A 23,001-nucleotide genomic window follows, 5' to 3' on the forward strand; every position below is an offset into this window, starting at 1 on the left:
TCCTGGCTTAAGGATCGGCACATGGAGTATTTTATCGAACTTATAAAAGCCGGAAAGGTCTATATTCCGGAAATGCCGTATTAATCGGCTCGCCCCATGACGGATATTTAACCTCTGCTTAACGGCAGAACGTCTCCTGATCGTGCACGTATCGACATTTTTTAAAACACAATTTCGGGATGTGCCAGCGGGCAAAAGAAACTAGGGAAGCGATCAAAATTTTAGGGAAAGCTTGTGTGTCTATTTTTCTCCAAATTTACACAAACTTAAAAATCTGAATATTCCGACAAAAGTACACCATCCGTTTTTAGGCAGCATGTCTATTCGATGATATTGGGACCAGGATTTTCGGTCTGGCGGTTCTATAACCGTTCCCAACAAAGTTAGCTACAATTCAGAAACAAGCTAGATCGACAAACCGAAAGCATATTGCTGATAGTTAATAAGTGCACGATCTCCCTCATTATCAACCCAAGCTTGCTCGGTATGGCTCAGGTCGACAATCTCGCTAGTCCTCTTTTTCTTGAACAAGGCAATTATAGTATCAAGAATTTCAATTTCATGTGCCGTAAATCGCCTATTATCAAATTCAATTCCTGCACGATACACATCGTAAAACTGCCCTACACTATTCTTCTTTTCCTCATTAGCGAGCCACCCTTCATCCTGTAGACGAAGAAATAAACGTTCGTACTCCGACGGAACCGGACCGAACGGAATGGCACGGTACTGTAGTCCCATCAACGAATTCCCTATCTGTTTGTAAGCTAGAAAGTCAGTATAAAACAAAAGTTTATTCAGCTTGGTCTTATATAACTCCCCTACCTCTATATCTAAATAAGCGATAACTTGCGCTACACGCTGCAGATCAAGGCGACGATAGCCGTTGTAAACGTTCGGAGCATCCTGCCTTAATTCTACCTTTGCGGGTTCGCCGTAAACGGCTGACGACTCTTTATCTTGCATTAACTTCAATGCCTTAGCAGTAAATTTCTCAACTTCTTTTTCATTTAAGTAATGCGCACTCGCTTCCACCTGCCTGATGAACTCTTCTGGATCACCTACGGACAGGATCAACCGGCCGTTAGCAACAGTTGGCATCTCACCATTTTCGTATAGACGATAGGTATTAACGCCCAATCCCAATATCTCGGACATCTTACTGGCCGACACACCATACTGCTCACGGATGTTGCGAATCTCCTCCGGAAAAGGTATGCCATATTTTTCACGATATTGATTGTGTACCTGTTTTAAATTGAGCGTATCCAAATGCTCGTCTGTAAAATGCTCACCGCTATCTTCACACAGATAGTAATGATATACGATCGGAAAATTTTCTTTCCGAAAAGTCAGCATGTCCGGCTCGCGGACAAGCTTCATTTTTTTTCCTGTTATTGGGCTGTTCATTGTTACTTGTCTTTAAAGGGATATGTCATAGAGTGTTCTGCAATGTGAAAGGAAATACAAATAACTGGATTGCTCATCGCTCCAATAGAAATTTTTATGTATAGTTCATGCTTTTTATATGTTTTACCAAACACCCACATACTGGCTAGACCATACAGCTGATCATCCAACGGCCCTTCACAATAATCGGCTACTTTAATGGACTCGATCACTTTGCTCCTTTCGCTTGGTGACATTTCCAGATCCAATAATGTCTGTGCGTTCTTTGGGCGGTTTCTATATAACACCCCAAATATCTTGTATTTGACAAAAAACTTGCTTAAGAAATGTTCAACTTCATTCTTTGTAGCCAAAGTGTTATAGATTTAGAAACAACCATCGACCTATATCTCCTTACGAAAGTAAGACAAATATAAAACTAAAAAGTTTAATAAAATAAACTTATTGCAAAAATAATCAACTTATTAGTTTGACAACTTCAATTACGATACGACGAAAAAGGCACAATAAATGATTTTGAACATATCACCTTCAGGCCGCGTAAACCCTATCTCCTCGCTTATGGCAACGAAAGCTGTTTTGCGTATGCCTGCTTTTTCGTTTCGGCGTTCAGACTGAATCTTAGGTCTAGTCGGAACACGTTCCACAGACAGTTCGCATCCCGGCACCCTATCTTGGTTAAACTCTATTTTAACAGGTTGATAGCCCCAAACCGTACACCCTTTCCAGTTGTCACGTATGCCTGTTAGGCAGCACCTTACTTACCTTTCAATTTCTGTAGACGTTCTTTTGCCGAAGGAACCACATCGTCATCCCCTTCGTAATTTTCAATCACACTCTGCAACGTACTCCTCGCCTGGAGATGGTTGCCTTTAACCGCATACGTGTCGGCAAGCAGGAGGAAGCTCTTGGCCACCCAGTAATCATGTGCCGACATATTGTTGATCACATCAAACGCTGTTTCCTGCGCTTTGTCGTATTCCTTATTTTTATACTGCAGCTGGCCCACACGGTACCGTGCCTCTGCGCCGACTGCCGCTTGGCTCTTCAGTGCAGCCAGATTCAGCTCCTTCATAGCAGACGTCGTGTTCCCTTCTTGCAGCAAGGCTCGGCCGGTGTATAGATGTGCCTTGGCTATCTCCTCTTCGGACGCCCCTTTGTAGTCCTTCACCAACTTCGCGTACTTGGCCATCTGCTCCATATCTCCCAGTTCGAAATAACAGACCATCAGGTTAGTTACGGCGTAGCCATAATGTTTTTTATATTCCGAATTGAGCTCCAGCTTCTTGAGGTGCACAATGGCCTCGTTGTACTCCTTTAAGTCCAGGTATAGCGCCGCCACTGTCAGCAGCGTATTCTCCGTGTACTGGCTCGTCCAGTCGTTCAGGATAATGTTCAGGTCGTGCAGCGCCTCTCTCGGGTGGCCGGTACGGTAGTTACTCACCCCGCGGATGTAACGCGCGTGTTTTTCCTGACGAGGTTTTGGAAATTTGTCAAAATACGCGTTGATCGCTTCCACGGCCGGTCCATATTCTCCCCTGGCAAACAGGGAACGGGCGGCCTGGAATGCCAGGTTATCCTGCTCCGCGGTACTGAGATTACTGATATTGGTGTTGGTCGCGTAGCGGATATAGCTCGAAGCATCTCCCTGATCGAGGTAGATGTTTTCAATAAAACGTAGCGCCTGCGTTGCCTCATCGGTTGCAGCATGTTTCTCTACCACCGTCTGGAAGGTGGCCTTCGCCGCTTCAGTGTCATCTTTATTGTACTGCACAAGTCCGATGGTCATCAACGCCCGGGGAACGTAGCTGCTGCGGGGGTACTGTTTGATCATCCGCTGCAGCCCTTCGATAGCGGTATCATAGTCTCCCATCGTGAAATACGTGTACGGTACCTCGAAGGCCACGTCATCGGCATAGTTCGAACGCGGAAATTTCTCGACGACAGACCGCAGGATGCTGAGCTTGGTTTTATTATCGCCCTGCAATCCGAAGATAACACCCCGCTGGAACAGCGCATAGTCCTGATTGGGAGCCTGGCTATCGATCAGCTGGTCGTAGTATCGGTTGGCGCGGTCGTAATTGCGCATAGACAGATACGAATCGCCCAGACGTGCGATCACATCCTGACGTACGCTCTCCTCCACCGAACCTCCATCCATCGCCAAAAAGCGTTCAAAATAGTCAGCCGCCATGCTAAAGTTGTTGTTGCGAAACGCCGCGTAAGCCAGCCCATAATGTGCGTAGTTGTATACTCCGGTGTTCCGCGCTGCAGGCAGCAGAAGGAACCGGGAGAAGTTTTCCACCGCCTCCCTGTACTTGCGTACCTCATACATCGCCTCCGCTTTCCAGTACGTGGCCAATGCCGCCATCTCCGCATCAACCGGATATTTTTCCGATCTCATGAACATGGATATGCTATTTTCGAAAGCGCGTTCGTTATAAAACTCCAGTCCGCGATAGTATGCTACCTTTTGATACGTGGCAATGGTTTTCTGGTCCCTGTTGTTCATCGATTCCAGCAGGCTGACCCCTGCATGGAAGTTACTCGTACCTAACAGAATTTCTGTCGCCAGCGTTTCCACACTTTCCTGTTTTGGAGCGCCGGGGTCGCTATCCGCATTTTCCCGGGCGAGATACCCTCGGAGGACATCCTGGGCAGCCTGGACGGAGTCCAGCTCAAACAGAATTTTGGCATAGTTGAACAGCGCGTCTACTTTCAGCACCGGATCCAGATCCATTTTCGTTGCTTTGAGAAACGCATCTCGGGCGCGTTGCTTGTCGCCGGTTTCCCGGGCGATATGGCCTAAAGTAACTATCGAGCCATGATAAAAAGCATCGGACCGCTCCAGCGACTCCAAAATAGAGGTCGCTCGCGGATATTCTCCTGCTCGGTAGGCCAGGTAGCTGATCCGGTAATTGTCGATATTATTGCGCGAAGCGTTCGGATGCCGTTTCAGCAATTCGTCGTAATAAGCTTGTTTGAACTGTTTCCTTTCAAAATAGGTCGCGGTCGCGATGTGGCGCAGCTCCGCCTCAATTGCTTCACGGTTGATTCGCATATCCGGATTCCGGCGGACCTTCACGGCGTCGGCCAGCATGGGCCGGTAATCGCGTACGACTTCTATGGAATCCATAACGGTAGGTTGCCGCTGTTCGCCCAGCTGCCCCTTCTCTTTCTGCTGTTTCTCTTCCTGCGCATACCCTGCAACCAGGAACGCCGAAAGCGTGCCGGTAAGCAGGTATTTCAGGTAGTTATAGCCGATACTCTCTTTCAATATCATTGTTCGTCCGTATTTCTGAGTTTTTCCAAACGTTCCTCTGCCCAGGAGACAATATTGTAATCTTTCCCTAACTAGCTATAGCCAAAGCTAAAGAATTTCAGCCACAATTATAGTAAATCGTCAGGGCAATTGGATGCTAAAACGTATTTTATACGGCATGTCGGCCGGATCGGCAGTTATTTGACGCAATCCGGTTTAAGGTATAATACGCAACGCCGGCTCAGGTTCGCGTGGCCGCAGCAGTACACTCAGTTGTGTGTAGGATTGAGCTCAAAAAAAAATCCGCAACGTTGTGCGGATGTCACATCACGACTAAGAAAATTAGACCAATTCCACAGCCTGCAGTTCAGCCGCTAGCTTATGGAGACCATCCTCTATTTTCTTTAATTGAGGCTGACGGGGTTTCTTAAGGCCAGAGGAATAATGTTGTAGTTGGCGCTGGTTGATCCCTGTAATTCGCTCAAGAGCGGAGTTGGTAAATATGCCCTTGTAATAGTTCAGCAAACTTTCTATATCAAAGCGGTATACGATCTCATAATCGCCTTTCAATATAGCGGGAACGTTGTCCGGAGTAAATTCATCTTTGATAATCTGTATCGCATCTAAGATAGATCGCTTAGCCTCTTCTACGGTATCTCCTCCTCCATAAATTCCCTCAGCATTCTCTGCATAAGCACTAAACATATCTACGCTCCGTTCAATAACAATTCTCAAAGTTTTCATATTGTTGCTCCTTTCATTTTCATGAGGAATCCGGAGCTATGTCAGCCCCAGATCCTTCATGATTTTTTTGCGAAGGCCCTCTCCCATTTCCTTACTACCATGATAGGGAACGGGATAAGTTCTCCCGTCCTTTTCATAAATATAGTGTGATCCACTGGTGCGGATATGGTTCCAGCCACTCTTTCGCAAAAACCTGTGGAACTCACTTGATTTCATTTCGAAATTAATTTAAATGTGCCGGATAACTTTCGCCTTTAATCACCGAGCACACTTTGAACTCCACAATACAAAAGTAGTAAATCTACTACTATTTTCAAAAATTTTGTGCTATATTTAGATGTTATCAATACAGTTCTTCAAAAATGAAAAAGGGAACCAAAATCACGCATAAACCATACCCATTCAACCCGGACGGAGACCACGACATTAAATGGGACAAGGGCGAAATGATGAATGAGGAGGAATTCAACAGGATCTTTGATGATCCTGAATATTTCTTATCGTTTAAAAAGCGAAGGACTTTGTGATATCTTCCAATGGCATGGCCGCTGAATATACTGCCTGTCTTTTGTGTTCGCCCTATGATTCAGGCCGATGAACAACCTTATGTCTTCTTAAAAGACAAGAAGTCCTCAGAGAGAATACGCATGGACGCTTATATATAAGACAACAACGGCTATGCAACGTGGCAAAAGCGATAGCTGCCGTGCATAATGTTCAGTCCAATTTCTTATAAGGAGAGCGGCGTCGGTAATACGTCAGGGCAAATAGAAATAGAAGTGTTGTTTTTGATGCAGCCTATTATTAATTTTATAGCACTAATGACATTTTTTTTTGAACAAAAATATTAACCTAAAATGAGTGATCTTTTGGTATTAAGAACGTTCTCCAGTATGGAGGATGCTAAAAACTATCAGAAAATACTGACTGAAAATGGTATCCAGGCAAGCATTAAGGACAATCCACCGGGTATTGGTATGTCATTTCTGGGTAGTACCGCTGGGCATGAATACGAAATCCTAGTACACCCATCAGATGTAGACAATGTGAGTTCTATCATAGAGAAGTATGAGGAAACAGAACTTATTGCCAGCGAAAATGAGCACTACTTATATCAATTCACAAACAAGGAGCTTATTGAAATACTTCAAAAGCCTGATGAATGGAGTCAATTGGATTATAATTTTGCAAAAGAAATTCTATTGGAACGTGGCGAAGAAATAGACTTAAATATGTTGACCGAGATGAAGAATGAAAGGCTTTCGCATCTGGCAGAACCAGAGAAAAGCAAGGGCTACATGATTATCACGGGGTACATATTCTCTGTTCTCGGGGGCGCGCTCGGAATAGCAATTGGATATGCGCTATAGAATGCAAAAAAAACATTACCAAACGGTGAGATAGTTTGGTCGCACACAGATAGAGACCGACAGCACGGACGGATAATTTTCTTAATCGGCATAACGGTTCTTATCATATTGATCTTACTAAAGATCACAGACACCACCCTAACAAACTAATAAGCTTTAAAACATAAAAAGATGGATACGCTCCCACTGAACAAAGTAGTACGATTGCTGGAGCCCGGGCCGCTGGTCCTGGTGACAACAGCCCACCACGGCAGAAATAATATCATGACCATGGGGTTTCATATGATGGTTCAACACGATCCGCCATTAATCGCATTTGTTCTTGGGCCATGGGACTATAGTTATAAAGCGCTTGTGGAAACCAAGGAATGCGTTATTGCGATCCCCGGCGTGGATCTAATGGAAAAAGCCGTGGACATCGGAAATTGTAGCGGCGCAGAAGTGGACAAGTTTAAAGAATTCAAGCTAGACGCGTCGGACGCCGAAAACGTCAAGGCCCCACTGATAAAACAATGTCTCGCCAACATAGAATGCAGGGTTGTAAATACTGATCTAACAAAAAAATACAATCTATTTGTTGTTGAGGCCGTGAAAGCGTGGGTTAATAGCGAACGAAGTGAACAACGCATCTTTCATCACAAAGGCGACGGGACTTTCAGCGTGGACGGCCGGACAAAGGATTTGAAAGCCCGTATGACAAAGTGGAAAGAAATAACTAAATAGAATAGAATCTTCATGGAAGAACTCGTTCAATACATTTTGAAGTTTGGAGATCTCAGCAAGCAACAGCTCGAACTTATCGTAAGCAAAGGTGAGGAACTGAAAATACGCAAAGACAGCTATTTTTCTGAAGCCGGAAAAATCCCGAAACAGGTTGGATTTATCGTTGAGGGAGTCATCCGTGGTGGTTACTATAATAATAAGGGTGAAGAAATTACGCGTTGCTTTATCATGGAAAACAGCTTAGTGTGTGATTACGTGAACTTTGAGGCCAGCACGTCGTCTTCTGAATACCTCCAGGCCGCTACAGACTGCAGTCTTATTGTTTTTTCCAAAAAGAACTGGGAAGAACTCTCCCATATTATCTCGGGGTGGGACAACATAAAAAACAAGATGGTGCAGCTCTGTATGTACCAAAAGTCCAGAAAAGGTCCCGTCATATCGCAAGATGCTACTACCAGATATCTCGAATTTCTGGAAAATTATCCCTCGGTCATCAATCGTGTCCCCCTCTCGTACATCGCCTCCTACCTCGGCGTAACCCAGCAATCCTTAAGTAGGATACGGAGAAATATCCGATAATTCACTTTTTACCATTTGGTAAACAGCGGTACTGTTAAATATTCAAATTTTGTATTCGAAATCTAAAGATCACAAAATATGAAAACAGTACTCATTACAGGAGCCAACAAAGGAATAGGCTTTGAAACCGCCAGGCAGCTTTTACAGAAAGGCTTTTATGTCTTTATCGGAAGCCGGAATCCAGAAAACGGTGCAGAAGCTGTAAAGAAACTAAACGCCGAAGGACTGACCCGTGCTGAAGCGGTACATTTAGATGTTACCGACAGTATATCCGTTCAAAAGGCCCGAGAGGAAATCAGTAAAAAAACAAAGGCCCTTGACATTCTGATCAATAATGCAGGTATCAATGGCGGAAGTGAGCCGTACACGGTTCTCGAAGCTACAGCAGACGAATACCTGGATGCATTAAAAACCAATGCAGTTGGCGTAGCCCGCGTTACGCAGGCATTTATAGATTTACTACGCAATGCGCCGGAACCGAGGATAGTTAATGTAAGTACCAGCGTAGGTTCGCTTTCCTTACAGAGCAACCCGGAGTGGCCGGCATACCATTATGCTAAATACGGCGTTTATGCCATATCGAAAGCGGCACTGAACATGTACACAGTACAATTAGCTTATGAGTTGCGCGATACCGCTTTTAAAGTAAATGCCGTTTGTCCGGGACTGACAAAAACCGATCTCACATTCTTCAACGGCGGCGAAGTAAGTGTCGCCGCAAACAGAATTATTAAATACGCGCTGATTGACAAAGATGGACCGACAGGTAAATTCTTCAGTGAAGAAACAAATCCGGCGACCGGTGAGATCGCCTGGTAACGCACAATAATATGTGGTAAAAAGGAGGTTGGTATGCCCAACTTCCTTTTCAGATGTCTGAGCTATGTCTGCGGCAGCTTCGACCTGATTAAGAAAAAATAAAAGTGAATTTACACAGATGACGTTCAAAAACCAGTGTGTGGAAACGTCGGCTGTATTCCTATATCATTATATGCGGCTATTCTGCCAAGAAGGCGTTAAGCTGAAATCCGTCTTACGGCAAACAAAGCAGATGCGCCACAACACAGACTTGTAATTACCGAACTTTTGAACTATATTTAACAAACTTTATGTTATTGTAGTTTGGTTGGAAGCCGTCTCTGTCTTGTGGGACGGCTTTAAATGCTCTAACCAGCCGTTCCATTTGGCAATAATATTATCTTTGGTAGCAGCACTATTTGTAATATCTTCTTAACCTGAAAAAACATATGAACATAAAATTGAGCACCCGCAGGAATCTGACGCTAAACAATATTTTACCGCTATATAGGGCTAATGAATGGAGTGCTGCTGACAAACCCGATGTATTGCTTTCCGCCTTAACCAACTCACATTCCCTGATTACCGCTTGGGACGGCGATAACTTGGTAGGATTAGGCAATGCCATATCCGACGGACATCTAGGGGTTTACTACCCGCACTTATTGGTCCACCCCTCCTATCAAGGCAGGGGTATTGGTTACATGATAATGAACAAGATGCAAGAGATATACGGAGGTTTCCACATGCAAATGTTAACCGCAGATGGAAAGGCCATCGCGTTTTATAAAAAAATCGGCTTCGAAAGAGCCGGACAGACGGAGCCAATGTGGATCTATTCCGGCGGAGAACATTAAGTTGTCCTAACTCTCTAGCAACTGTTTAAAAAAAATACAGATTAAGACATAAATTTACGGGAACCCGTAAGAATCGTTTTGTCGCAGCGCTATCTTTGAGAATACAATAGAAGAAGAAAAAATTGCTTTTTTTAAGCGTGTTGTATAAATTTATAGAACGAGGAACATATTGACTAAATCGTGTTTTCAACGGGTAATCAATTATTAAACCAAAGCAAATTGTACGTATGCGGTTCAAAATAACGACGGAAGCCTTAAAACCGGGAAGTAAGATACCGATCAATTATCAATATCCCTTATCGTCAGCAGTCTATAGGATCATAGCTAAGGGCAACGACAAATATGCAAGTTTTCTTCATGATGAAGGATACGGAAGGGGGTTCAAGTTTTTCACGTTCTCACAGCTAAACGTTCCGTTTAGAATCGAAGGAGACCGATTGAGGTTGACCAGACCCGAAATGTCGTTCGAGGTGGCATTTCATATACCTGAGGCCATGGAAAGCTTTATTAAGGGGCTGTTCCGTGCAGAACAGATAGACGTAGCTGACCAAAAGTCAAAAGCGAGCTTTACCGTAAAGGCTGTAGAGACCTTAGCCAGTCCGCTAAGCATTTACAAGGAAAAAGAAATTGTAGCTAAGCAACTAAAGCCCCTATCCCCTATTGTCGCCGGAATCCCTAATGATAAGGGATACGACGACTATCTCAAACCCGATGATCCGCTGTTCGTGGAAAACCTGATTTATAACTGGCGGAGCAAAATTTCGGATTGTTATGATAAAGCGACCGCTGCTGAAGCATTGCTGATGATGGAGATCCTCCCAATGAAGCAGCCTTTTAAATCGCGGTTAATCACTATTAAAGACGGCACGCCGGAGGAAACAAAAATCCGTGGCTGGATGAATTTCGGGTTGAAGGTAACCGCGGAGAAAAGATTTGTGGAGCTGTTGATGAATGCGGGGGCCGGCCTATATAATGCACAGGGGTTTGGCTGTGTGGGGGTATAAAGCTAAAAGAATAAAAGTCAGGATTTAAGCCATCGTTAATAGTACGCATTAACTCCTTTGGGGACGTAATTAAGAACGACACATATTGCGAACTATGCAATGGATACCGTTTTATAGAACATGAAAACATCGAATAGATTATGACCATATTCCAAACATACACGGGAAATGCAATGCTCAACAACGCGCTGATGACCGTTGAAGCTTTAGCCGGCCTTAAAGATGTATCAGAAATCACTCCAGATTTACTCATGGAGTTATATACTAAGAAGGATTTAAAGAGCATTAATAAACGTTTAAAAAGCTATACCATGCTTTTTACTAAAAATGGACCTTTACACAATGACAAAGCCAATGGAGATCGAATATACGAGTCTCTACTTACTACGATCATTTCCAATTTTGAAGGAGAAGGTCCTAGAGTCTGCGAGATATCGGGCCTCAGGTTCCGTACCTCCTTCAGCGATCTCTATAAAACCGCGTTAAAAAAACTCAACTTTCCTGAAAAGGAAATCCAAAAAAAAGATACTACGATCGGTAGAACCTGGTTTCCGTTGATAGGAGGACTTGGATCGGACGCGCAGGCATTACCTCAGGCTAAATTCGCTGTTCAAATACACCCCATATGCATTGTGATCCTCCAGTTTTTACCACTATCATCGCTGCTATATAGGGGTGGCATTCTATTGGTCGATTCGTCCAATTTCGAATTGTCCAAAACGATGGTAGCCAAGCATGCAAAGACGTTGTCGGAAAGAATTGGGCTGGCTTCTGTCGCTGAATCTATCGAAAATGTGAAAAACTTCGCTAAGGGAGATTATCTGTCTAACGTTTTAGAGATCTTAAAGGAAAAAGAAGATTTAGAAGAAAGCTATTCCGATTTAAACATGTGGAGTTTCTCCAACTCCGGAACAGGAGCAAGTTGTGGAATTGACCGAGTACCAAACTCTCTGATCAGAAAACTACAGACTCTGTACAGGAATCCTAAAATCGCAAACGAATTAAAAGGAATTTTAGCGCGGAATGACAGTTCCTATAGCTTTCTTGAATCATTAGAAGGCAACAGAGATTGGTTTCTACTTTACCCAAGTATATTTGGAAGTGGTAAAAAGGCTATCGCTTACCCTGGCGTTTCCCCTGACTTTCTTGAGACGTATTATCAGGTAATTGGACAGGCGGACCTTATTCCAACCGCGAAATATATTGCAGGCCTAATCGAAAAATACAGATCAAAGTCGTTTGAAAAGCTGTTAGAAAAGTCTGATGCTTGGAATAGCCCCGATTATAAGGTGGAACTATACAAAGTGCTTCTTCTTGCCACAGAAAATGGAAAGTGGAGCTTCGAACACCAAATAGCCATTTTGGACAACAGCAATGAACTGCCAATCAAAAACAACTATTACGAATTCCATAAGATCGTTCATTACTATACACAGCAAAACATTAAAAATGATGATATAACCGCGGTAGACGTATCGGAGTCAAAGGTTTTTGCTCTTTGCAGATGGCTAATAAGTTTAATTCAGCGGAACAGTAAGGCAAGCACAATAAAGGTAGAACTTCTAAATTCCAGTAAAAACGCCAACGTTAGATATAATTCTGTGATTATCGATGCGCTTAATGATATCTACATTCCGATAGTAAATATCATTGCCGCCTTTTACGATGAAAATTTCAACTTCAGAAAAAATGGAACGAATGAATTACTGCGAATATTCTTTTCGCAACCAATACAACCACAATTTGCGTATTCTCCTCTGAATATCGCAACAGGCGACAACAGTCTTATACAGAGGTGGATCAAAAAAATCCGCGCTTTCGCTCGAGACTACCAAGCTTACTACTATGCGAAATATAAAAACATTGGAACAGGAAATCTTCCTCTTAAAAAATTTAACAAGACAGTTGATAGCTTTATTAACGAACGTGATAATTTTTATATGTTGTTAAATGAAATCATTTTCAATACCAACGAATATATCAAAGAGGAGACTGGGTCGAAACAAGATAAATGGTCGGTAGAAGATCTCATGACTGATCCTATTGGAAATAGCAACAGAAACGTTTGTGTAACGGCGATTACATTCCTATTAAAAGAAACAGCGGTAGAACCTTTAAAAGAAAAATTAGAACAGAACTAAATTTATAATCTATTATGGCAAAATTAAACAATATCACGGGCGCATTGCTTATCGATGCAACAGCGACATTTCTTAACGGAGCAGGATTGGGCGTTCAGGAAGATAAAAATCGTATAATCCCGAAAACGTACAAAGAAAGAGTTAACAACAGAATTGAAGATGTACCCTATGTGTCTGCTCAGTCCTGGAGAAGATGGCTACGAGATACGGCCAACGAAGAAAACAATTGGAACCCTAGCGAGCTAAGAGCTGTAGGTGAAGGTTCGGAGAAAGGAACTACCAACAAAATCGCTACAGAATTAAATCCCATCGAATTTCCGGAAGACGATTTATTCGGCTATATGAAAGCTGGCGCAAAAGGAGAAGAAAGCGTACAGCGTACATCACCTTTTAAATCGTCGATTTTAAAAGGCATAAAAAATATGCGGACAATTAATATAGATGAGGCTTTCGTCCACTTGAAAGAAGGAACTCCTCTACCCTATTCCACAAAATTCTATTCCGCACATTTGGAAGGCTTTTTTAATCTGGAATATTACCGGTTAGGGGTATATGATAATCTTGGAAGCAAGCAAGAACTATCTTCAGAACTTCTGAACAAACATGTAGACAAATTAGAGCAATCAAGTTTGGGAGGAAAATTCTTCAGATATAAGCTGAAAAACGCTTCAGAAAACCGGAATAACAACGCTGCCGGTTTACTGAAAGGGTTAGCATACCTAAGGGGGGGGGCTAAACAAGCCGCATTTGGAGCCGACGTATCACCCAAGGTTCTGATACTTGCGGGGCTTGAATCGGCGAATCCCATATTCAACAATCTGTTTATAGGCACGGGAGAACGACCAATTTTGAACACTGAGTTGTTATTGGAACTCGCAGCAGACTACAACGAAAAGTTAGCCACACCGATCTATGTCGGATTCCGAAAAGGTTATCTACAAAATGAGGAAGAAGTAACCGAAAAGTTGAATAATGGATTTGTACTAGGATCACCTATTGAGATCGTCAATCAGTTCAATAAAAACCACTTAACAAATGGATAAACTACTGGAAATACAATTTTCCGGATGGACAGCGACTCCGCGACTTCCGTTTGTACTTTCTGGAAATGCGGTTTGCATGCATACACCTAGTTACTCGATGATATTGGGCATAATCGGCTGCTGTCTTGGTCGGATCGTACGATCCGATGAATTAAACGTGGGTTTCAAATATTCATACGATACGGTAGGTCAAGATATGGAAACGAGACAACGCTTGGAATTTGATGGAAAAAAAGTAAAGAACCATAGCAAAGGTTCTGATGCCTATAACAGAGAATTCCACACATCGCCGACACTTACAGTTTGGATCGACAGACTGGATTGGGCGAAACACTTTGAGAGTCCTGTTGGAACGCCTTCCTTAGGTCGTTCTCAGGACATCTTAAAGATTGATCACGTCAGCATAGTCGATGTCGAGCAAGTTGAAACAGGAGACTTAGGAGGTTCTATGCTACCTTTCACGCCCGGATTGCAAGTGGGAGGACAACTGGTACAGTTAGCAGAATCTTATATTGAAAACGAAGAGGTTGGATCTGGTCGATCACCTTTAGTATCGAAGGTATTCATCTCGATACCTCATGATAATAATGTTGAAGTGAAATTTAACAACATTTACAAGACAAAAGTCCAAAAACCTGCCACATTCTATTTTCACAAATTTGAGCATGAATAAGTCTTATTTTGACCAGTTTTTCGCCAAGAGTGACGGTGTTACCACCCTTGAAATGCATACTAAACATGTAGTTAGGGCCGGAAAAAACTTGCTCGGCTCTTTGCCTCTGACCAACGCAGAAAGAAAAAAGTGGGAAGAAAAACTGGTCAGGTGTGCTGTCTTGCATGATTTAGGAAAAATACACCGGGAATTCATAAATCGTTTAAAGGGGGCTAAAGACGGAAATATAAGGCACGAATTAATCTCACTCTTATTTTGTTTAAACTTTCTCCAAATAGAAGATGACGAGCTATTCGCCATTGCTACACATCACAAAGGCGTTGTCAGCCCCGAGACAAGAGGTACGCTGGTTCCGTATCAAATCAGTGACTATCTTACAGAGTGGTACAATTCAGACAGCGGTATATTTACCAGAAGTCTAATGCAAGCTTGGCTAGAAATCTTCGGTTTGGACATCCCAACACAAGAACGGGAAGCTGTAAAAGAGTTACCTAAGACCATAAAAATGTACCTAAATGCAGCATATCAACATCGAGCAACCACCGTTCAGGAAAGAAAGCAATTTTCCCTTACCAGAGCGTTACTAATGGCTGCAGACCACCTAGGCTCTGCGAGGAAAGAAAACGACATTCCCAATTATAAAAAACTGGCTATAAAGGATTTTCAACCTTACAAAAACGGCCGCCGCCTTCCTTTTCGACCATTTCAGAAAAAGCTGCAAAACGTTTGCGACGACGCGATTCTCCATGCTCCTACTGGTTCGGGGAAAACGGAAGCCGCATTAAACTGGGTATTGGCAAACCAAACCGAAAACTCTCGACTCTTTTACCTTCTCCCCTATACAGCTTCTATAAATGCGATGGTTTTGCGGTTACAAAAGCATTACAACAAAGAAATTGTCACGGCCTTGCACTCCAAAACACTGGATTTCTTCTATGAACAGATCTCTGAAGAATATAGTAACAATGAAAGGAGTTACACAAAAATTGAACAAGAGGCCCGAAATAAAAAATCTCTTTCCAAAGAGCTGTTTTACCCCGTTAAAGTAGCCACTCTTCATCAGATTCTAAAAACATCATTAAAAGGAAAGGGATGGGAGTTCGCTTTATTCGATTACAAGAATGCGTTGTTCATTGTCGACGAATTTCACACCTATGATGCTTTATTAACCGGAATGTTATTGGCGACAATAAAACTTTATAGAAGATTGTTTAACGCTAAGTTTTTCTTTCTCTCCGCCACCATCCCGGATTTCATGCTGAAAATTATTATACAGGAAATTTACGATGGAGACTATTCAAAGTTGGTACGTCCCGACCCGAAAGAAGATCAAGATCGATTTGTCTTGGATCGAAAGCGGCATCAGTTATATTGTTTTGACGACATGACCATCAATGACAAAACAGACCTAGTAAACTCATATCTGGAAAATGGTCGGTCAGTCTTGATAATTGTAAATAATGTAAAAACAGCTCAGAAGCTGTTTAACGAAATTCGCTTTGCAGGTACCGTTCAACTTTTACATAGTGGTTTTAACAAAAGGGACCGAACAAGAATAGAGAAATCAATTACCAACGAAGATTTCTCCAAACGCCCCCAATTATTAATTGCAACTCAGGCGGTAGAGGTCAGTCTTGACATCGACTACGACATTGCATTTATTGAGAATGCCCCTGTTGACGCTCTCATACAACGCTTTGGGCGAGTTAATAGGGCTGGAAAAAAAAGAATTAATCCGATAGACAGAGTATCAAACATACAGCACGATACAGTTCCCGTTTATATTTTCGAAAAATCGATGGGCGCTACGCCTTTCTACGATGAGAAAGTTCTGGAACGTACTTGGGACGAACTGTATTCACTTCACAACAATGAGTTGGGTGAAGCCGACTTAACCTCGGTTTGCAACAGAGTATACGCAGGAGGGTACAATGAAACGCAGCAAAAGGACTTCGAAAATGGTCTTAACAATGCAATTATCAATAATTTTGAAGAAGATTGGATAGCTGGACATTGGAGGGAATGGGTAGAGGATATTCTAGAGAAGGGCAATCAAAAAATCGAAGTCCTATGTGTAAATCTCGCTGATGAATATGACAGACTTATTTCCGAAGGAAGATATGTAGAAGCTAATCAACTACTCGTTCAAGTTTACCGGTACGAAACATCTTTTTCGAAAGATCAGCGGCATGGAGGCATCCTAATCGCGAACGACCTACGTTATAACCCTGATTTGGGCTACTTAAAAAACGAAACTTCTATAGATAGCCAATTATTATAAACGTCATGCAGATCACGGGAACCCATATCGCCTACCTACACACTTGCCATCGCAAGCTGTGGCTGTTTGCCAATGGCATTCAGATGGAACATACCTCAGAAATAGTTGCCGAGGGTAAACTGATTGCCGATTCCACGTATTTAGACCGAGCAAGGAAATATACAGAATTGGCCGTCGATGGTGTCAAGATAGACTTCTATGATGCTAAGAACAAAGTGGTACATGAGGTTAAGAAATCGGATAAGGTAGAGCATGCACACATAGCACAGGTAAAGTATTACCTCTATGTTCTTGTAAAAAATGGCATCGAAAATCCAAGCGCAATTATAGAATATCCCAAACTAAAACAGAGAAAGTTTATAGAATGGAGTAACGACGATATAATTGAAGCAGAAGAATGGGTAGAACGAACAAAGGCAATTATACATTCCGAAAACTGTCCTGCATTAATTAGGAAAGGGATTTGCAAATCATGCTCTTATTCCGACCTCTGTTATATCACTGAAGAATGAAGAAAACTTACTACCTATTCAACCCCGGGCGAATGAGCCGACGGGACAACACATTGAAGTTTACTCCAGTGGATGAAAATAGTTCGGAGGGATCTCCGAAATACATACCGGTGGAGGGAGTTTCAGACTTATTCTGTTTTGGCAGCTTAGATGCGAACAGTGCACTCTACAACTTCTTGGGAAAGGTCGGTATTGCCGTTCATTTTTTTGATTACTATGAACATTACACAGGTTCATTTACGCCTAAGGAATATCTATTAGCCGGAAAGATGCAGATTGAGCAGACAAAGCGCTACATCGATAAAAAGAAAAGAATGGAAATTGCCCGTAAGTTCGTCGCTGGGGCAATGTTTAACATGGGCAAGAACCTGCGCTATTATATCAACCGCGACAAAGACCTCTCTCCTATCCTGGAAGTCATGGACCGCTATGCCTCGCTAATCGAAGATACAACAGCTGTTGACGAATTGATGGGAATCGAAGGCAACATCCGCCAAACTTATTACACGGCTTTTGATACCATTATAAATGCGGATTTCCAGATGGAAAACCGATCGAAAAGACCACCCCAAAACGAGATCAACGCCTTAATCTCATTCGGAAATATGATGTGTTACACCCTTTGTTTGAGTCAGATCTACCACACACAACTAAATCCGACAATCAGCTTTCTGCATGAACCCGGTTATAGACGTTATTCGCTCGCACTCGATATCGCTGAAGTGTTTAAACCACTGCTGGTTGACCGATTGATCTTTAGGTTACTGAATAAAAGAGAAATACAAAGCAAGGACTTTGATCATCAACTGAACGCATGCGTACTAAAGGAATCTGGAAGAAAGACATTCGTACGGGCTTGGGAGGAACGTATCAATGAGACGTTCAAACATCCGGTTCTAAAACGTGGCGTAAGCTATAAGCATCTCGTTAAATTGGAATGTTATAAGCTGACGAAGCACATTCTGGGAATGGAAGAATATAAGCCCTTTAAGGCAAGGTGGTAACAACGTGTCAATCCTAAAAAAATGTATGTTATCTTAGTATATGATATAGGTGAAAAACGCGTAGGCAAAATGCTTAAACTATGCCGAAGATACCTGAACTGGATACAAAATTCTGTTTTTGAAGGCGAAATAACAGAGGTAAAACTGAAAGAACTGCTTTCGCAGGCCAAGAAGATAATGATTCTGGAGGAAGACAGCGTTTTAGTATTTAAAAGTAGAGAGGAGAAGTGGTTGGAAAAGGAAGTGCTCGGGCAGGAGAAAAACGAACTTGACACGTTCTTATAAGTGCGACAACATGTCGTCGATGAGACGATACGGATCTGTTCTTTGACATCTTTAATACTATTTTACGATCTAAAATGGCTAAATCAATATTATTAATGCGGTTGTCGATCGCTCGGCATTTTCCGGTTATTGCCGGCCGACTAATCCTATGGAGAAAAATGTAAATAAAATCGGGCTTTAACTCATTTAAATGTATATTTGGAGACCGTTTTTGACGGCTTTTAATCGCACCATACAGGAATTGAAATATATTTCCGGGCGAAACCCTTGTTATGCCACAATATCTTTTAATCGCACCATACAGGAATTGAAATTCGTAGACCTTTACAACGATCTTATCAACGGTTAAACTTTTAATCGCACCATACAGGAATTGAAATGCAGATGCAGCCTTTCACGTTGTCGCCGTCCTGGACCTTTTAATCGCACCATACAGGAATTGAAATAAGGATATACCCCTCCTCTTCTTCCACGGCGTAAGACTTTTAATCGCACCGTACAGGAATTGAAATTAATAAAGAATCGGAAAGCGACTACGATCTCGGCAGCTTTTAATCGCACCATACAGGAATTGAAATATGAACAAGACAACAAACTATTCGCTTTTCGGTGATACTTTTAATCGCACCATACAGGAATTGAAATAAGCAAAGGAGCAGGAGGAACTTAGACGCAAGCAAACTTTTAATCGCACCATACAGGAATTGAAATTGGATGGAGGATAAAGGAAATAGCCACCTTCTCCGCCTTTTAATCGCACCATACAGGAATTGAAATAAGAAAAAGGGGACAGTAGGATAAACCCATTCGGGCTTTTAATCGCACCATACAGGAATTGAAATTCGGTACGTTCGAATGGTTCACAAATAAACTTTGTCACTTTTAATCGCACCATACAGGAATTGAAATTCTCTTTGTATAGGTCGGATAGAGGGCGGAGTAGGGCTTTTAATCGCACCATACAGGAATTGAAATTAAACAGCGTTAGCAAATCCTTTCAGGCGGCTAAGGCTTTTAATCGCACCATACAGGAATTGAAATAAAATGAAAGACGGGAGATACTCCTCTCCTTTATTCCTTTTAATCGCACCATACAGGAATTGAAATCGGAGATGGTAAGGGCTACCAGCGACGTGTTAGGCACTTTTAATCGCACCATACAGGAATTGAAATCCGTGACCGCCAGTGCTAATAGCTTAGTTAGATTTCTTTTAATCGCACCATACAGGAATTGAAATTGATGATAGTGAATTAGATAACCTTATGGAACGGTACTTTTAATCGCACCATACAGGAATTGAAATGAGGACTGATAAAAATAACATGATAAAACTAGCTTTCTTTTAATCGCACCATACAGGAATTGAAATAAAAGCCTTTCCGTCGTTGTCGACTTCCACGGTCGACTTTTAATCGCACCATACAGGAATTGAAATCGTCTCAATCCGCGCTCAACAACACGACCTAAACGTCTTTTAATCGCACCATACAGGAATTGAAATTAAATATTATGTCGATGGTGTTTCTGCTAAAGTATACTTTTAATCGCACCATACAGGAATTGAAATAAGCCTCTGTATTGCCTTCGTAATCTTTACCAACCCCTTTTAATCGCACCATACAGGAATTGAAATCCATGGGTAGAGTAAGGTTCTGCGTTGCGTCATAGCTTTTAATCGCACCATACAGGAATTGAAATGCGGAGTTATATCGAGTTATGGATTATTTCTCGCGCTTTTAATCGCACCATACAGGAATTGAAATTTGTAAAGGATGAGGAAGAGGACGTAATACACTGGCTTTTAATCGCACCATACAGGAATTGAAATCACCTAAAAACAGAGCATAAGATAAACGAGGTTTTCTTTTAATCGCACCATACAGGAATTGAAATACGGTTTATGTACCAAGAATCGGAGGATTTTAGACGCTTTTAATCGCACCATACAGGAATTGAAATTTTGTTTTTCTAGGATTCTACGAAACGTCAATCACACTTTTAATCGCACCATACAGGAATTGAAATTACTGGCAGATGGAAACAGAGATCGGCACCATAGGCCTTTTAATCGCACCATACAGGAATTGAAATGAGAGAGAGGAGGTGGCAAATGACTAACACTCTAGCTTTTAATCGCACCATACAGGAATTGAAATGGTGCAGCGCGGTGTGTATGATATCGCTCCAGAGAGCTTTTAATCGCACCATACAGGAATTGAAATGAGGGTGTAGCGGTGTGGTAGCACATAGAAAACTAGCTTTTAATCGCACCATACAGGAATTGAAATTTAATCTAATGTCACCGGCTTGTTTAAGCCCGTAGAACTTTTAATCGCACCATACAGGAATTGAAATTCGTTACCCAATAGATAGACGTTTACCTGAGATTATCTTTTAATCGCACCATACAGGAATTGAAATCCATATACAAAGGGGTTTATTGGGATAAGAGTAGACTTTTAATCGCACCATACAGGAATTGAAATTACGAAAATAAAACAGACCTCGATGCAGGTAGGATGCTTTTAATCGCACCATACAGGAATTGAAATAACGTCCTAATCATACGCGATGCGCTGGAAAATATGCTTTTAATCGCACCATACAGGAATTGAAATACAGGAGATGATTTACCACCTTTACTCTCGTAGGTACTTTTAATCGCACCATACAGGAATTGAAATTCTGTTGAGTTACGCACCGCGCCACGCCGCCCCGCCTTTTAATCGCACCATACAGGAATTGAAATGCGTAACCGATTATATTGCTATTGATGCTTACGAACTTTTAATCGCACCATACAGGAATTGAAATAATCCTTTAACCGACCTAGCAACAGCTCTTTCCATCTTTTAATCGCACCATACAGGAATTGAAATTTTTACAAGTTTTTTTAGTTCTTCTATGAATAAACTTTTAATCGCACCATACAGGAATTGAAATAAAACAAACTGAAAATAATAAGCCGATGTGACATAACTTTTAATCGCACCATACAGGAATTGAAATTACATATAAGTCACCAACTTCTTAACCGCCGTAATCTTTTAATCGCACCATACAGGAATTGAAATTAAGTTAACACCTTGCGCTCTATGCTCTGCGTGTTCTTTTAATCGCACCATACAGGAATTGAAATAAAACAAACTGAAAATAATAAGCCGATGTGACATAACTTTTAATCGCACCATACAGGAATTGAAATTGATTTACCTCATGTTGATGCCCCTCTTTTCCAACACTTTTAATCGCACCATACAGGAATTGAAATAGGATGCTCAGATTAAGAATAGGGAGTCGGTGATCCTTTTAATCGCACCATACAGGAATTGAAATCCAATTGAGTAGTAGTCCAGATAGAAATCGCCATTGCTTTTAATCGCACCATACAGGAATTGAAATATTTTTTTACGCGGTTTGAAATATCACAAAACTGTTCTTTTAATCGCACCATACAGGAATTGAAATCTGCTCAATCCTTTAATAACTGTACGTGATTTAATACTTTTAATCGCACCATACAGGAATTGAAATTCTTTGTGATGTCGGAAGTCGCAAGGGCTTCTAAGCTTTTAATCGCACCATACAGGAATTGAAATGTTTATTTTCACCATCCAGTTCGTAGAATAATACTTCTTTTAATCGCACCATACAGGAATTGAAATAACGTAAAATCGTCGCCTAGCATAGAGGCGACGAGCTTTTAATCGCACCATACAGGAATTGAAATAGGCTATTTTTAAGACCGCATCTTTTACAAATACACCTTTTAATCGCACCATACAGGAATTGAAATGCGAAAAAGCAGGTTTTAAAGTTGAGGAAGGGTATATCTTTTAATCGCACCATACAGGAATTGAAATTACAAAAGGAGCTAAAACAATGTTCAAACCAAACACCTTTTAATCGCACCATACAGGAATTGAAATTATAAATGGTGAAACATTAGATAATAGAAAGAGTAACTTTTAATCGCACCATACAGGAATTGAAATAGATTTGGTATAACATGAAACAACAAATAGAACAGCTTTTAATCGCACCATACAGGAATTGAAATAAGTTAGTTATTTCAGTTATTCCAATGCCGGCAAGCCTTTTAATCGCACCATACAGGAATTGAAATTAGATAAAATGAGTAAAATGAGGGATGATATTCCTACTTTTAATCGCACCATACAGGAATTGAAATGTTTGAACAGGGAAATACTGTCTTTCTGGGTAGTGTAAACTGAACTGTGTCACATCACTCCTTTTAGGGTTCGCACTAGAGGCTTTCAGCCTCTAGTGCGAACCCTAAAAGGAGTTGCCGAA

Annotated in this window: 19 protein-coding genes and 1 CRISPR repeat array; of the genes, 14 read left to right on the forward strand and 5 right to left on the reverse strand. The window is 41.7% G+C overall.

The window, feature by feature from the left end:
- Positions 1-405: 405 nt before the first annotated feature.
- The 5 genes from BC792_RS17570 to BC792_RS17590 all read right to left on the reverse strand — a co-directional run bounded on the left by BC792_RS17570 (position 406) and on the right by BC792_RS17590 (position 5,632).
- The gene (locus BC792_RS17570) at positions 406-1,410 is read right to left on the reverse strand and encodes a type II toxin-antitoxin system antitoxin SocA domain-containing protein (protein WP_148910328.1); all 1,005 of its coding nucleotides are present in this window, start codon (positions 1,408-1,410) and stop codon (positions 406-408) included.
- Between the two features lie 2 nt (positions 1,411-1,412).
- Positions 1,413-1,763: a toxin gene (locus tag BC792_RS17575; protein ID WP_148910329.1), complete on the reverse strand. Its 351-nt coding sequence runs from the start codon at positions 1,761-1,763 to the stop codon at positions 1,413-1,415.
- Positions 1,764-2,167: 404 nt separating this feature from the next.
- A complete protein-coding gene (locus tag BC792_RS17580) occupies positions 2,168-4,693 on the reverse strand; it encodes a tetratricopeptide repeat protein (protein ID WP_148910330.1) in 2,526 nt (841 codons plus the stop codon).
- Positions 4,694-5,014: 321 nt separating this feature from the next.
- A complete protein-coding gene (locus BC792_RS17585) occupies positions 5,015-5,416 on the reverse strand; it encodes a type II toxin-antitoxin system HicB family antitoxin (protein ID WP_148910331.1) in 402 nt (133 codons plus the stop codon).
- A 36-nt stretch (positions 5,417-5,452) separates the two neighbouring features.
- Positions 5,453-5,632, reverse strand: coding sequence for a type II toxin-antitoxin system HicA family toxin (locus tag BC792_RS17590; RefSeq protein WP_211357581.1), 180 nt, complete (start codon positions 5,630-5,632; stop codon positions 5,453-5,455).
- Positions 5,633-5,778: 146 nt separating this feature from the next.
- On the opposite strand from BC792_RS17590, the gene BC792_RS18435 reads away from it, so the two are divergent.
- The 14 genes from BC792_RS18435 (at position 5,779) to cas2 (ending at position 18,686) form a co-directional block, all read left to right on the forward strand.
- A complete protein-coding gene (locus BC792_RS18435; protein ID WP_170250079.1) occupies positions 5,779-5,943 on the forward strand; it encodes a hypothetical protein in 165 nt (54 codons plus the stop codon).
- A gap of 330 nt (positions 5,944-6,273) precedes the next feature.
- Complete coding sequence (locus BC792_RS17595; protein WP_148910333.1) at positions 6,274-6,786, forward strand: hypothetical protein; 513 nt, start codon at positions 6,274-6,276, stop codon at positions 6,784-6,786.
- Between the two features lie 171 nt (positions 6,787-6,957).
- The gene (locus BC792_RS17600) at positions 6,958-7,509 is read left to right on the forward strand and encodes a flavin reductase family protein (protein ID WP_148910334.1); all 552 of its coding nucleotides are present in this window, start codon (positions 6,958-6,960) and stop codon (positions 7,507-7,509) included.
- Positions 7,510-7,521: 12 nt separating this feature from the next.
- Positions 7,522-8,088: a Crp/Fnr family transcriptional regulator gene (locus BC792_RS17605; RefSeq protein ID WP_148910335.1), complete on the forward strand. Its 567-nt coding sequence runs from the start codon at positions 7,522-7,524 to the stop codon at positions 8,086-8,088.
- A 78-nt stretch (positions 8,089-8,166) separates the two neighbouring features.
- Positions 8,167-8,907: an SDR family NAD(P)-dependent oxidoreductase gene (locus BC792_RS17610; protein WP_148910336.1), complete on the forward strand. Its 741-nt coding sequence runs from the start codon at positions 8,167-8,169 to the stop codon at positions 8,905-8,907.
- 428 nt (positions 8,908-9,335) lie between these two features.
- Positions 9,336-9,743 carry a GNAT family N-acetyltransferase gene (locus BC792_RS17615; protein ID WP_148910337.1) on the forward strand — a complete coding sequence of 136 codons (408 nt, stop codon included), beginning with the start codon at positions 9,336-9,338 and terminating at the stop codon, positions 9,741-9,743.
- 227 nt (positions 9,744-9,970) lie between these two features.
- The gene (gene cas6 / locus BC792_RS17620; protein WP_148910338.1) at positions 9,971-10,747 is read left to right on the forward strand and encodes a CRISPR-associated endoribonuclease Cas6; all 777 of its coding nucleotides are present in this window, start codon (positions 9,971-9,973) and stop codon (positions 10,745-10,747) included.
- A gap of 173 nt (positions 10,748-10,920) precedes the next feature.
- Positions 10,921-12,888: a hypothetical protein gene (locus BC792_RS17625; protein ID WP_170250080.1), complete on the forward strand. Its 1,968-nt coding sequence runs from the start codon at positions 10,921-10,923 to the stop codon at positions 12,886-12,888.
- A gap of 14 nt (positions 12,889-12,902) precedes the next feature.
- Positions 12,903-13,931, forward strand: coding sequence for a type I-B CRISPR-associated protein Cas7/Cst2/DevR (gene cas7i / locus BC792_RS17630; protein WP_148910340.1), 1,029 nt, complete (start codon positions 12,903-12,905; stop codon positions 13,929-13,931).
- On the forward strand, positions 13,924-14,604 hold the full coding sequence (locus BC792_RS17635) for a Cas5 family CRISPR-associated protein (protein WP_148910341.1): 681 nt from the start codon (positions 13,924-13,926) through the stop codon (positions 14,602-14,604). The genes cas7i and BC792_RS17635 overlap by 8 nt, the downstream gene beginning before the upstream one ends.
- Positions 14,597-16,885, forward strand: a complete 2,289-nt coding sequence (gene cas3 / locus BC792_RS17640; protein WP_148910342.1) for a CRISPR-associated helicase Cas3' — start codon at positions 14,597-14,599, stop codon at positions 16,883-16,885. The genes BC792_RS17635 and cas3 overlap by 8 nt, the downstream gene beginning before the upstream one ends.
- Before the next feature lie 5 nt (positions 16,886-16,890).
- Positions 16,891-17,397: a CRISPR-associated protein Cas4 gene (locus BC792_RS17645; RefSeq protein WP_148910343.1), complete on the forward strand. Its 507-nt coding sequence runs from the start codon at positions 16,891-16,893 to the stop codon at positions 17,395-17,397.
- The gene (gene cas1b / locus BC792_RS17650; RefSeq protein WP_148910344.1) at positions 17,394-18,401 is read left to right on the forward strand and encodes a type I-B CRISPR-associated endonuclease Cas1b; all 1,008 of its coding nucleotides are present in this window, start codon (positions 17,394-17,396) and stop codon (positions 18,399-18,401) included. The genes BC792_RS17645 and cas1b overlap by 4 nt, the downstream gene beginning before the upstream one ends.
- 21 nt (positions 18,402-18,422) lie before the next feature.
- Positions 18,423-18,686 carry a CRISPR-associated endonuclease Cas2 gene (gene cas2 / locus BC792_RS17655; protein ID WP_148910345.1) on the forward strand — a complete coding sequence of 88 codons (264 nt, stop codon included), beginning with the start codon at positions 18,423-18,425 and terminating at the stop codon, positions 18,684-18,686.
- Positions 18,687-18,904: 218 nt separating this feature from the next.
- Positions 18,905-22,879: a CRISPR direct-repeat array (repeat unit 30 nt; unit sequence CTTTTAATCGCACCATACAGGAATTGAAAT).
- The last annotated feature ends 122 nt before the right edge of the window (positions 22,880-23,001 follow it).

It is taken from the genome of Sphingobacterium allocomposti, assembly GCF_008124885.1.
In the GTDB taxonomy this organism is placed as follows: domain Bacteria; phylum Bacteroidota; class Bacteroidia; order Sphingobacteriales; family Sphingobacteriaceae; genus Sphingobacterium; species Sphingobacterium allocomposti.